At 32.7% G+C, this 12,762-nt stretch carries 10 protein-coding genes; 9 read left to right on the top strand and 1 reads right to left on the bottom strand.

Annotation, left to right across the window (positions count from 1 at the left end; all coding sequences use genetic code 11):
- Positions 1–39: 39 nt before the first annotated feature.
- Positions 40–1,056, bottom strand: a complete 1,017-nt coding sequence (locus tag ASC44_RS05630; protein ID WP_055446650.1) for a glutamine synthetase beta-grasp domain-containing protein — start codon at positions 1,054–1,056, stop codon at positions 40–42.
- A gap of 193 nt (positions 1,057–1,249) precedes the next feature.
- Here ASC44_RS05630 and ASC44_RS05625 point away from each other — a divergent pair, with 193 nt between their 5' ends.
- The 9 genes from ASC44_RS05625 (at position 1,250) to ASC44_RS05585 (ending at position 12,405) form a co-directional block, all read left to right on the top strand.
- A complete protein-coding gene (locus ASC44_RS05625) occupies positions 1,250–3,436 on the top strand; it encodes a glutamine synthetase III family protein (protein WP_055446649.1) in 2,187 nt (728 codons plus the stop codon).
- A gap of 215 nt (positions 3,437–3,651) precedes the next feature.
- Positions 3,652–5,205 carry a hypothetical protein gene (locus tag ASC44_RS05620; protein ID WP_055446648.1) on the top strand — a complete coding sequence of 518 codons (1,554 nt, stop codon included), beginning with the start codon at positions 3,652–3,654 and terminating at the stop codon, positions 5,203–5,205.
- Between the two features lie 107 nt (positions 5,206–5,312).
- Positions 5,313–5,855, top strand: a complete 543-nt coding sequence (locus tag ASC44_RS05615; protein ID WP_055446647.1) for a hypothetical protein — start codon at positions 5,313–5,315, stop codon at positions 5,853–5,855.
- A 4-nt stretch (positions 5,856–5,859) separates the two neighbouring features.
- Positions 5,860–6,675 (top strand): CsgE family curli-type amyloid fiber assembly protein, encoded by an 816-nt coding sequence (locus ASC44_RS05610; protein ID WP_055446646.1) that lies wholly within the window; start codon positions 5,860–5,862, stop codon positions 6,673–6,675.
- 2 nt (positions 6,676–6,677) lie between these two features.
- Entirely contained in the window at positions 6,678–7,088 is a 411-nt protein-coding gene (locus ASC44_RS05605; protein ID WP_055446645.1) for a curli production assembly/transport component CsgF, read from the top strand.
- A 17-nt stretch (positions 7,089–7,105) separates the two neighbouring features.
- On the top strand, positions 7,106–8,617 hold the full coding sequence (locus tag ASC44_RS05600; RefSeq protein WP_055446644.1) for a CsgG/HfaB family protein: 1,512 nt from the start codon (positions 7,106–7,108) through the stop codon (positions 8,615–8,617).
- 15 nt (positions 8,618–8,632) lie between these two features.
- Positions 8,633–10,165: a carboxypeptidase regulatory-like domain-containing protein gene (locus ASC44_RS05595; RefSeq protein ID WP_055446643.1), complete on the top strand. Its 1,533-nt coding sequence runs from the start codon at positions 8,633–8,635 to the stop codon at positions 10,163–10,165.
- A gap of 91 nt (positions 10,166–10,256) precedes the next feature.
- Entirely contained in the window at positions 10,257–11,435 is a 1,179-nt protein-coding gene (locus tag ASC44_RS05590) for an AIR synthase related protein (protein ID WP_055446642.1), read from the top strand.
- Positions 11,436–11,463: 28 nt separating this feature from the next.
- Positions 11,464–12,405: a DUF3078 domain-containing protein gene (locus tag ASC44_RS05585; RefSeq protein WP_055446641.1), complete on the top strand. Its 942-nt coding sequence runs from the start codon at positions 11,464–11,466 to the stop codon at positions 12,403–12,405.
- Positions 12,406–12,762: the final 357 nt, after the last annotated feature.

Below are 12,762 nucleotides of genomic sequence, written 5' to 3'. Positions count from 1 at the left end.
AAAGGAGTTTTTTATTATGTTGAAATCTTAGAGAGATTATTATTTAACTGGTTTAACAGTTTTAATAATTCTTGCCGCAATTTTGTATGGATCTCCATTTGAAGAAGGACGACGGTCTTCTAACCATCCTTTGTATCCTTTTTCTACAGCGATAATTGGAATACGAATAGAAGCTCCTCTATCTGAAACTCCCCAAGAGAAATCATGAATAGATGCCGTTTCGTGATCTCCAGTTAAACGTTGTTCGTTATGCTCACCATAAACTTGGATGTGTTCTTTTACTAGTGGACGAAAAGCTTCACAAATTTCAGCATACTTTTCTTTAGAACCGCAGGTTCTTAAGATTGTGTTAGAAAAATTAGCATGCATTCCCGATCCATTCCAATCAGTATTTCCTAATGGTTTTGGGTGGTATTCAATATACATACCTTTGCCTTCAGTTAAACGATCTAATAAATATCTTGATATCCAGATTTCATCTCCGGCTTTTTTAGCGCCTTTAGCAAATAATTGGTATTCCCATTGTCCAGAGGCAACCTCTTGGTTAATACCTTCAAAGTTTAAGCCAGCATCAATACACATGTCAGCATGTTCTTCAACTAAATCTCTACCATGAGTGTGTTTTCCGCCAACAGAACAATAGTACATTCCTTGTGGAGCTGGATAGCCACCTCTTGGAAAGCCTAACGGTAATTCTGTACTTGTATTCATGATAAAATATTCTTGTTCGAAACCAAACCAGAAATCGTTATCATCATCTTCAATAGTAGCACGTGCGTTAGAAATATGAGGAGTTCCATCCGCATTCATTACTTCAGTCATTACTAAATAACCATTTCTTCTTGTAGGATCCGGATAAATTGCAACTGGCTTTAAAATACAGTCAGACGCTCCACCGGAAGCTTGTTTTGTAGAAGAGCCGTCAAAAGACCAAAGTCCTAATTCTTCAACTGTTCCTTGAAAATCTTCATGTTCTTCAACTTTGGTTTTACTTCTCATGTTCTGAGTTGGGAAATAACCATCTAGCCAAATGTATTCTAATTTTATTTTTGCCATAGTACTTACAAATTATATTAATAATATATCTACAAATATAAAATGATTTTTTTTTAGCCCGTAATATTTGATAGGTAAAATATTAATTTTTATTAAATTCATGTTTATAACCCTGATTTTTTAAGGGTGCTATTGGTTTTCGGATTTATTGTGGCTTAGAATTAATATATTTGTAAAAAAAATAGCAATAAATATGTCTACTTTAAGATTTTTCGCAATAAAAGAAACGTTAAACAGGAAACCTGTTGTAATAACGGAGGAAAAACGTCGTTCTGAAATTTTTGGACAAAATGTTTACGATTCTAAAAAAATGCGTCAAACCCTTACAAGTGATGCTTTTGTAAGTTTGACAAATGCTATTGAAAAAGGAGGTAAAATTGATAGAACAATTGCAGATCAAATAGCTTCTGCTATGAAGGATTGGGCATTGTCTAAGGGTGTAACCCATTATACGCATTGGTTTCAACCGTTAACAGGAGCAACTGCAGAAAAACATGATGCCTTTTTTGAAACGATAGAAAATAATGGAGCAATAGAGAAATTTGGAGGTACTCAATTGGTTCAACAAGAACCAGATGCATCTAGTTTTCCAAATGGTGGTATTCGTAATACATTCGAAGCAAGAGGATATACGGCTTGGGATCCAACTTCTCCGGCATTTATTTATGGTACTACATTATGCATACCTACTGTGTTTGTTGCTTATACTGGAGAAGCTTTAGATTATAAGACACCTTTGTTGAGAGCATTGCAGGCTGTAGATACTGCGGCAGTAGCAGTATGTAAGTATTTTGATAAAAATGTAAAAAAGGTAAACGCTTCATTAGGTTGGGAGCAAGAATATTTTTTAATAGATAGTGCTTTAGTATCCTCTCGTCCAGATATCCAATTAACAGGAAGAACGTTATTAGGTCATGATTCAGCTAAAGGTCAACAATTAGATGATCATTATTTTGGTACTATTCCTAATCGCGCGATGTCTTATATGCGTGATTTAGAAACTGAATGTATGTTATTAGGTATTCCAGTAAAAACAAGGCACAATGAAGTGGCGCCAAATCAGTTTGAATTGGCTCCTATATATGAAGAGGCTAATTTAGCGGTTGATCATAATGCCTTATTAATGGATGTTATGGACAAGGTTGCGGAACGTCATAATTTTAAAGTACTGTTTCATGAAAAACCTTTTAAAGGTATTAATGGATCTGGAAAGCACAATAACTGGAGTTTAAGTACAGATACAGGTGTTAATCTCTTGAGTCCAGGAAAAACACCAATGAGTAATCTTCAGTTTTTAGCGTTCTTTATAAATACAATAAAAGCGGTAAATGATAATGAAGAATTGCTTCGGGCAGCAATAGCGTCTGCAAGTAATGATCATAGGTTAGGGGCAAATGAAGCACCTCCTGCAATTATTTCTGTGTTTATAGGGGAGCAATTAACTCATGTCTTAAACGAGTTAGAGAATGTAACCAACGGAAAATTATCACCTCAAGAAAAAACTGATTTAAAACTAAATGTTGTCGGTAAGATTCCGGAAATACTTTTAGATAATACCGATAGAAATAGAACTTCGCCTTTTGCGTTTACGGGAAATAAGTTTGAATTTAGAGCAGTCGGTTCTAGAGCAAACTGCGCAAACCCAATGACCGTGCTTAATTCTATTGTAGCAAAACAACTAAAGGATTTTAAAATTGAAGTTGATGCGTTAATTATTAAGAAGGACCTTAAAAAGGATGAAGCTGTCTTTAATATATTAAGAGAGTACATTAAAAAGAGTAAATCTGTTTTGTTTGAGGGTAATGGCTATGGAGATGCTTGGGAAAAAGAAGCTAAGAAAAGAGGGCTTAGTAATAATAAATCAACTCCTGAAGCATTAAAAGCTAAAATCTCCAAAAAAGCATTAGACTTGTATAAGGACCTAGGTGTTATGAATGCCACAGAAGTTGAGGCGAGATATGAAATAGAGCTTGAGGATTATATTATGCGTATTCAAATTGAAGGTCGTGTGCTTGGAGATCTGGCTAGAAACCACATTGTGCCAACTGCAGTTAAATATCAAAACATTTTAATTGAAAATGTAAAAGGGTTGAAGGAGATTTATGGTAAAGATTTTAAAAAAGTGTCTCTGGCACAATTAGAATTAATAGAGGAGATTTCTAAACATATAGAATCCATAAATAAACTAGTTAATAATATGACTGAAGCTAGGAGGAAATCAAACCAAATTAAATCTATTGAAGATAGAGCGAGTGCTTATTGTAATACAGTAAAACCTTTGTTGGATGACATAAGGTATCCGTGCGATAAATTAGAATTATTGGTCGACGATGAGCTTTGGCCACTTACCAAATATAGAGAGTTGCTGTTTACTACGTAGTTCTACGTAGTGAAATCTACGTAGAACTACGTACTTGATAAGCAGGGAGTTGAAGGGGTTGAGTAGTTTTTTTCTTACTCAAAATAGCATTTCGTCGAAGTTAATCAGGAACTAATCGAAAAATCAGTTAAATCAGCCTTTTTTTAAGGTGTGTTGAAATTTGTATTGAAATATTTCTCTATATTTACATTGCTATTAATCAATATATATTTAACATGAAAAAAGTAATTTTCGGTGCTGCGGCACTATTATTCTCGGGTGCCCTTATGGCACAAACTAATGATGTAAATGCTGGTACTATGACTGGTATTAACGGAACTTCAGCAGTAGATGCTGATTATGTATCACCTCTAGCTGCCTCTAGTTTTGGGGGAAATTCAGGAGAATCTATCCAAAATGGTAACGGTAATAAAGTTATGGTTAGACAGGCTGGTATCTTTAATTCTACTTACACAGATCAAGCAGATGGGTTAGGTAGTGGTGGAAACCAAGCACGTATTTGGCAAACAGGTGAGGTTTTGCCACCACCAAGTGCTTTTAATAACGAAGCTGATGTTAGACAAAGAGGTACTAACAACAAGTCTACTTCTATTCAAGAAGGAGATTTTAACGAAGCGATTACTCGTCAAGGTATGAAAGAAGGTACGTTGGGTTTAAGTAAGGACAACGTTGCGTTAATCCATCACGGTACAGGTCAGCAAGGAGAAGCTAATTTTGCTATGACAGAGCAAGATGGTGAAGGAAACTCTTCTAAAACAGTTCAGCAGTTTGATAATAGTGATGCTAGAACAATTCAAGAAGGTGATTTTAACATTGGTGATATAAAGCAAAATGCTGGACCAGATAGTTCTGCAGGTCACGAAGCTTTATTAGAGCAGTATGGAGATAGTAATGTTTCTAGAATGCGTCAAAATGGAGATAACCGTAACACGGCACGTTCAGTTCAGGTTGGTGATAGTAACTTGTCTAATCAAAATCAAACTTCTGTTGGAGGTTCTGGTGTAGGTAACAACGCTTTAGTTGATCAAGGAACTAATTTTCCATTTGCTGCGTATGGTAATTCACAAAGTGCATTAGCTGGTGTAGATAATATTACAAACGCTGGTTTTAATGGAGATTCTGAAAATGCAGAGGCTTTACAAAACCAAGTAGGTAATGCAAATGATGCTTACATTGGCCAATTTGGTGATGGTAGTTCTGTTGGAAATCATGCAGCACAAAATCAAAATGGTCAAAGTAACGAAGCAGGAATCATCCAAAATGCATTTGGTAATGCAAATGGAGGTGATAACTATGCTCGTCAAGATCAAGGAGAAATGGGAGTTTCTACTGGAGATAGTAACATAGCTCATATCGGTCAAAATGGTACAGATCATAAAGCTTACCAAAGGCAATATGGAGATTCTAACTCTGCTTTATCTACGCAAAGAGGTACAATGAACTATACTAGTACATATCAAGGTGGAAACGGAAATGCTCTTGAAACTGGACAAAGAGGTACTATGAACGAAATATTAGTAGTGCAAAAAGAACAAGGATGGGGAGGGCACAGTTATAAAGTGTCTCAAAATTTACCAGGAGGAACTCCAGTAGGGAATCCAAATGGTGGTAATGTTGCAGATATTTTACAATTAGGTCCAAATGGTGATTTCGCTACAGATGGTGAAGGAATGGATTTTCAATCTAATCAAAATGTGGTTTCTCCAAATGCTCTTAATGCAACTTGGGATATAGCTAACCCTTGTGGTGCTCCTGGATCTGGATGCTAATTAGCATTTTATTATAATAATGTTTTTTTTAATCATTATTGTTATTACATAACTAAAAGGAGGATGTCTAAATAGCAAGCATCCTCCTTTTTTAATATTCAAAAATCATGAAAAAGTTAAACATAAATAACAAAACAATATTTTTAATAATTTGTCTATTCTTAAGTGCTCAAATGATGTTTTCTCAAACATATACAGATGACGAAAATAATTCAGAAGGAAGCACTCAGTTAGGTGGGCAAAATGTTTCGCATGAGTTTTTTAGCTCTTTTTTTGATACTACAATAAATCCTAAATTAAGTACCGTACAAGGTAATTCGGTTTTTATAACTCAAGTTGGTCAATACAATGGAGTAGCTGCAGATATAGAATCTAATGCAAGTGAAATTACAATTTCTCAAAATGGAAAGTTTAATAACCTAAATTTAGAATATAATGTAGATAAAGTGGTTGCGAATTTATCTCAAAATGGAAATAGTAATATTATTAAAGACTATGTAATTGATGCTAATGCTGAAGTTTCTTTAGATTTGAAACAAAATGGAAATAATTTAAAGTTTGATAAATTTGGAACTAATAGTATCACAAAGAATATTAAATTTACTCAAACCGAATCTTCTCCTTCAATAATTATTAGAAGTTTTAATTAGTATTATGTTTCTCAATTTTAAGATATACCTTACTATTGTTGTTTTAGTATTCTCTGTTTTATTTGTTAATGCGCAAAAATTTTATAATAAAGATATTAATGCGCTAATAAAGATTGAAAAGAAGAGTGAATTTACAACCTTTAGTGCAACAGCACAGAATTTAACATATTCAGGAGTTAATTTAAGGTATGAGTTTATAGTTTTTAAAACAGATACAATTAATAATGTGTCTAAATCGTTACAAAGCAATCGTTTTTTTTTAGAAGGGAATGAAAAAAAAATATTATCTTCCATTACTTTAAATAATAATGTAGATGTTAAAACAACTTTGTTATTGCTTATCTATCCTATTATTGATGGAGAAAACAACGTTGGAGCCATTGGCAAAGATAGAATAGTTTTAAGTATTAGTGAGAATGGACAAATTAGAATTGAATTAGATCCTAATAGAAAAGAATTAAAGGAAACAGTATCACTAGATGTTGTAGCAGATGGTGAAGATGGAGTGCTTATGCAAGGATTAGTGATTCAAAAAACATTAACAAAAGCAGGTAGAGATTTTCATCGTTATTTCTATGCGGAATATTTTAATAAGCAAATTAAAACCAATAAGCATATTCTCATACATGAAGTACCTGGGCAAAGGCGTAGTACAAGAATATCTGTAAAAGTAGATGGTCAACTAGTATGGCAGTTTTTTGCAAACCCTAAAAAAGAATTCTTAATTGAAATGGCTAACACAGCAATACAAAGAAGTCTCGCTCATTTACAACGATTACAACAACAACAACAACAAAAAGAAATTATAACACGCTATTAATAATGAAATTTAAATATTTTTTAATATTGTTTCTTGGGGCTTTCTCTTTTGCGTTTGCGCAGCAATTTAGTTACAAACCATTGAACCCTGCTTTTGGAGGAGATACATTTAATTATAATTGGCTGTTAAGTTCTGCGACTGCCCAAAATGGCTTTACGCAACCTAGAGCAGCTACTGTTCAACAGTCTGATTTAGATAGGTTTGGAGAGCAATTAAACCAACAAGTATTAAGCCAAATTTCAAGAGTTTTATTAGCTCAGCAAGTTGAGGCTGTTGGTGATTTTGATCAAGAAGGCACTTTTACTTTTGGGACACTTAATGTTGAGGTTTTCGATTCTGATGAAGGATTGGTAATTAATATCTTAAACACAACAAATGGTGAGCAAACCCAAATTGTTGTTCCAAATCCTTAAATCTAGTTTAACCTTTTATGATAGATTATAAAAAAATCGTAGTATTATTTGTTATTAATTTATGCTTAAGTTCATGTGGAACATATTTTAATCAACCCTTTTCTCAGCAACCATCGAGAATTGGAGAATTTTCTCAGTCTACTAGCATATTATTAAACCTTCCCCCAGCAAAGGTTCCTCTTGAGGTAGCTGTTTATAATTTTAGTGACCAAACAGGACAGTATAAAGCGGTTGAAAATGGGAGTACATTTAGCACAGCTGTAACTCAAGGAGCTACAACTATGCTTATTAAGGCACTTGGAGATTCAGGATATTTTATTCCTCTAGAGAGAGAGAATTTTAATAACTTATCTACCGAGCGGAATATTATACGCTCTACAAAGCAAGAGTATGTAAAAGGTCTTAATCCAAATGAACCACCTATAGAGCCACTGCTTTACGCAGGATTGCTACTTGAAGGAGGTATAATTTCTTACGACACCAACATAGTAACAGGAGGAGCTGGAGTTCGATATTTTGGAGTAGGAGGATCTACAAGATATAGACAAGATAGAATAACTGTATACTTACGGGCTATTTCAACTAAAAATGGTGAGATTTTAAAAACAATTTATGTTTCTAAAACAATATTATCTCAAGCTGTTGATGTTAGTTTATTTCGTTTTGTTAAATTTCAAAAACTGTTAGAAGCAGAAACAGGTTTCACTCAAAACGAACCAGTACAATTGGCCGTTAAAGATGCTATAGAAAAAGCTGTACATGATTTAATTGTTGAAGGAATTCAAGATGGATATTGGTCTACTAAAGCTGGTATAGAAGAAGATAATAAACTTGTTTTAAATTATAAAGATGAAAAAGAAGCAGCAAATGTAACAGAGTTGTTTAATAGATTTCAATTTAAAAGAAGAACAGATAATGTAATTCATGCATCAATTGGGGCAGCTAAAATAAACGGAGATTATATAAACCCAGAGTTTGAATTAAATTCTCGGTTAGGATATAAACGTTATTTAAACTCTCACTTTAACCTCAGTTTAAATGCAAATAAATTTAACTTATCAAATCAAGGGATTTTAAATAAAAGTTTTGTGTCTATAGACGCTAATGTAGAATATACAGTTTTACCTTATGATAAATTTACACCTTTTGTTTATGCTGGTGGAGGAACAAATATTTCAAACGATTTTAATAATATTAACCCTAAATTACAAGTTGGAGCAGGTTTAGAATACTTAGTCACTGAACGTATTGGAATTACTGGCTATTTAGAAAATAACTTTGTGTTTAGTGATTTAGTTGATGATTTAGAAAGAGGGGCTAAAGATGATATGTATTTAAGATTTGGAATTGGTTTAAACCTGTATATTGGCAGTTATAATACAAAAAAAGATTTAGAACGTGTTAAAGCACGTGAACAAAAACGAGAATTAAAAGAGATTAAAAAGTCCAATATAAATAAGGAATTACAGAAGAAAAGAGCACAAAAAGAAGCTGAGAAAAGTAATGATGTAAATGAAGAAGACAATTAAACAAATCTAACAACAATGAAAACAATAAAATTTTTAGTCAGTCTTTTATTATTAGTGTTAGTTATTACAACATGTAGTGAAGAACAAATTGATGGCGTAAGAATCGGAACCATTAATGGTAAAGTAGTTTCAAGTGGTACAAATTCACCTTTACAAAATGTAAAAATATCTACAAATCCAGTAACAAGTACAGTTTTTTCAGATGAAGAAGGTTATTTTTTTATAAATAATGCTTTGGTGGAAACTTATGCAGTGCAAGCAGAGTTAGATGGATTTGTTACAGCTTTTGAATCTGTTACAGTTTTAGAAAATACTGCTGCTGTTGTTTCATTCGAATTAATTACTTCCAATGCAAATAATCAATCACCAGCGATACCAATTTTAGTATTTCCTGAGGATTTAGTGACTGAAGCAGATTTAGAAGTTGAGTTTACTTGGGAGTCTAGCGATCCTGATGCTAACGACGAGTTATCTTATACTTTAGAATTAAGAAATGGAAGCACCAATGAAATTGAGTTATTTGAAACAGAGCAGGATACTTTTTATTTAGCTAGTAATCTGCAATTATCTACTACATATTTTTGGCAAGTAAAAGTTAGTGATGACACAAATGAAGAAGTAAGTTCTTCAATTAGCCAATTTACAACTATTACTGCGCCAAATAACTCTTTTGTTTTTGTAAAAGAAGAAAATGGGAATAGTGTTGTTTATTCTGGAGATGAGGGTGTTAGTGATTCTGGAGACGATGAAGTTGATGTAAGTTTGTTAAAGTTAACTAGTGAAACTAATAACAGTTTTAGACCTAGAACAAATGCAATAACAAATAAAATAGCCTATTTAAGAACTGCGGAAGGAGGAAATACGCAAATATTTACTATGAATACAGATGGTTCGAATAAAACACAAGTTACTAATACTATTCCAGTTGCTGGCTTTAGATTTGATCATGTGGATTTTTGTTGGGCGCAAAATGGTAGTAAATTGTATTACCCTTATTTTGATAAGTTGTATGATATAAATCCAGATGGTAGTGGAGGAGGAGTTCCTTTATTTGCAACTACAGATGGGTCATTTATCTCAGAGGTAGAAAGTGTAGTTTTTGATAATGATTTGGTAATTTTAAAAACAAATACAGTAGATGGTTATAATGCTCGAATTTTTACAGTAAGATTATCTACTGAAACCGAAGAAACTGTAATAGTCGAAGGATTGCCTGGAGCATTAGGAGGAATAGATATAACCGCAAATGGTAATCAGGTTGTTTATACCAGAGATTTATCAGGTAGTCAAAATCCAAATTATAGACAGTTTCAAAGTCGAGTTTTTATTTATGATATCAATGCTTCAACAAATACACAGGTAGATACTGATGTTTTAATTGGAGAAAACGATTTAGATGTTAAATTCGCGCCAAATGAAGGTGGCTTTATTTTTACAAGATCAAGTAGTAGTATAGATGGTATTCCGCGCATTCTTAAGTATCAATTTGGAACATCAACACAGGAAGTAGAACTTTTTACAGCTGCATCAATGCCAGATTGGGATTAAATTATAATATTTAAAAACTTTATTATAAGAAGCACACAAATAATTTGTGTGCTTTTTATTTACAACTATCTTTGCTTTTCAATACATAACTATGAGCTCGGAAATAAGTAAACGTTACAGTCAAAGAGGTGTTTCAGCATCAAAAGAAGATGTGCACAATGCAATAAAAAACATAGATAAAGGCTTGTTCCCAAAGGCATTCTGTAAAATTGTACCAGATTACCTTACAGGAGACGATGATTATTGCTTAATCATGCATGCAGATGGAGCAGGAACAAAAAGTGCTTTAGCATATATGTATTGGAAAGAAACTGGAGATGTTTCAGTATGGAAAGGTATCGCTCAAGATGCTCTAATAATGAATATCGACGATTTACTTTGTGTTGGTGCTACAGATAATATTATGCTGTCATCAACTATAGGTAGAAATAAAAATTTAATTACAGGAGAAGTATTATCTGCAATTATTAATGGAACCGAAGAGCTTATTCAAGATTTAAAAACCTTTGGAGTAACTATACATTCTACTGGAGGCGAAACTGCAGATGTTGGAGATTTAGTACGTACAATAATTGTAGATTCTACAGTTACTGCTAGAATGAAACGTAGTGATGTTGTCGATAATGCAAACATAAAAGCTGGAGACGTAATAGTTGGTTTAGAGAGTTTTGGTCAGGCCACTTACGAGAAAGAGTATAATGGAGGTATGGGAAGTAATGGCTTAACTTCCGCACGACATGATGTGTTTGATAACTACCTAGCAAAAAAATATCCAGAAAGTTTTGATGCAGCAGTTCCAGAGGATCTTGTGTATTCTGGACAGGTTAAATTAACAGATAAAGTAGAAAACAGTCCAATAGATGCAGGCAAATTAGTCTTGTCCCCAACAAGAACGTATGCTCCAATTATAAAAGAAATTTTATCAAAATTTAATTCTGAGACGCTACACGGAATGGTACATTGTTCTGGTGGAGCACAAACAAAAATTCTTCATTTTATAGACAATTTACATATTGTAAAAGATAATTTATTTCCAATTCCGCCTTTATTCAAATTAATACAAGAACAGTCTAAAACAGATTGGAAAGAAATGTATCAAGTATTTAACTGTGGACACAGAATGGAACTTTATGTTTCTCCAGAAATTGCAGAAGAGATTATTTTAATTTCTAAATCATATAATGTTAATGCTCAGGTTGTTGGTCGAGTGGAAACTTCGGAAGATAAAAAACTTACAATAAATAGTGAATTTGGCACGTTTATTTACTAATGTTTTTTAATTTTTAAAGTAGTATAAAATGAGATTTTGTTTAATAGTTTTAGTTATTCTCTCGTTCCAATTTGTAAAAGCTCAAGACTCTGTTGTCAAGGTTTTAGATACTGTAAAGTGGGTTCAGAAAAGTACAGCAGGTTTAGATATCAATGAGGTTACTTTTGTTAATTGGAATGCAGGTGGAAGTAATTCTGTTTCTGCTCTTTTGAAATTGGTATCAAGTTTAAGATATAAAAGAGAAAACCTTATTTGGAAAAGCTCGGTTAGAACGCGCTATGGTGTTAATAAACAGGAAAGTCAAAGGTTAAGGAAAACAGAAGACGAATTAGAATTAATTTCGACTATAGGTTATAGAAAAGATACTTTAACCAATTGGTATTATTCAGGGAGATTTAATTTTAAAACACAATATTCTAACGGTTATACATATCCAAATAGAGATAATCCAATTTCGCGTTTTATGGCTCCAGGATATTTATTTATCGGAGGAGGCGTTGAGTATGGTAAAAATCTTGAAAAATTATCTTTTTACCTCTCTCCTTTAACCTTTAAGGGAACGTTTGTTTTAGATCAAGATTTGGCAGATGCAGGCTCTTTTGGTGTTCAAGCAGCAGAATACGATGAGTTTCAAAATAGAATAAAAAAGGGAGAAAATGCTAGAACAGAAATGGGTGTTTTAATTACAAATGCCTTTGAAGCAGAAGTGTTTGAAAATATATACCTTAGAAATCAATTTAGTTTATATACAGATTATCTTAATAGTTTTGGCAACATTGATGTTGATTGGGAAGTTGTGCTCGACTTTAAGGTTAACGATTATGTAAAGGCAACTTTAGGATCCCATATTAGGTATGATAATGATATAAAAACGCAGCAAGAAACTACTGTTGTAGATGTGTTTGTGGATAGAGGTGCTAGATTACAGTGGAAACAAATTCTAGGAGTAGGTGTTACTATGGATTTATAACTATATATCCATTTTATAGATTAAAGCGTTTTTGTATGATATTCGTATAGATTGTATTCTTTTTTCTATTTAGAACGTGCTTTATATTTTTTTTAGGATTTATGTTTTTCTCTTTTTAAATAAAGCCTTGTATTAATAATAGAAAACTACAAGTAAAAAAGCAATCTATAATGTATAACATAAAAACAAGCTTCAAGTTAGATGTTCCTGCCATCTTATAAAATTTTAATTTTCTTCGCATACTCCTATCATTAATCATTAACAAAAATAAAACCATTAAAAATAATTTGGTCAATAAAGCACTAACTATTTCTGGACTATAAATAGTTATAAGAATAGTAGCAGCAAAGGACCATA

Source organism: Lacinutrix mariniflava, assembly GCF_001418015.1.
Classification (GTDB): Bacteria; Bacteroidota; Bacteroidia; order Flavobacteriales; family Flavobacteriaceae; genus Lacinutrix; species Lacinutrix mariniflava.
This window is presented reverse-complemented; position numbering and strand designations above follow the sequence as displayed.

What these genes read in the sequence shown, in the direction of transcription:
- ASC44_RS05630 (WP_055446650.1), bottom strand. Translation starts at nt 1,056, where the DNA reads ATGGCAAAAATAAAATTAGAATACATTTGGCTAGATGGTTATTTCCCA.
- ASC44_RS05625 (WP_055446649.1), top strand. Translation starts at nt 1,250, where the DNA reads ATGTCTACTTTAAGATTTTTCGCAATAAAAGAAACGTTAAACAGGAAA.
- ASC44_RS05620 (WP_055446648.1), top strand. Translation starts at nt 3,652, where the DNA reads ATGAAAAAAGTAATTTTCGGTGCTGCGGCACTATTATTCTCGGGTGCC.
- ASC44_RS05615 (WP_055446647.1), top strand. Translation starts at nt 5,313, where the DNA reads ATGAAAAAGTTAAACATAAATAACAAAACAATATTTTTAATAATTTGT.
- ASC44_RS05610 (WP_055446646.1), top strand. Translation starts at nt 5,860, where the DNA reads ATGTTTCTCAATTTTAAGATATACCTTACTATTGTTGTTTTAGTATTC.
- ASC44_RS05605 (WP_055446645.1), top strand. Translation starts at nt 6,678, where the DNA reads ATGAAATTTAAATATTTTTTAATATTGTTTCTTGGGGCTTTCTCTTTT.
- ASC44_RS05600 (WP_055446644.1), top strand. Translation starts at nt 7,106, where the DNA reads ATGATAGATTATAAAAAAATCGTAGTATTATTTGTTATTAATTTATGC.
- ASC44_RS05595 (WP_055446643.1), top strand. Translation starts at nt 8,633, where the DNA reads ATGAAAACAATAAAATTTTTAGTCAGTCTTTTATTATTAGTGTTAGTT.
- ASC44_RS05590 (WP_055446642.1), top strand. Translation starts at nt 10,257, where the DNA reads ATGAGCTCGGAAATAAGTAAACGTTACAGTCAAAGAGGTGTTTCAGCA.
- ASC44_RS05585 (WP_055446641.1), top strand. Translation starts at nt 11,464, where the DNA reads ATGAGATTTTGTTTAATAGTTTTAGTTATTCTCTCGTTCCAATTTGTA.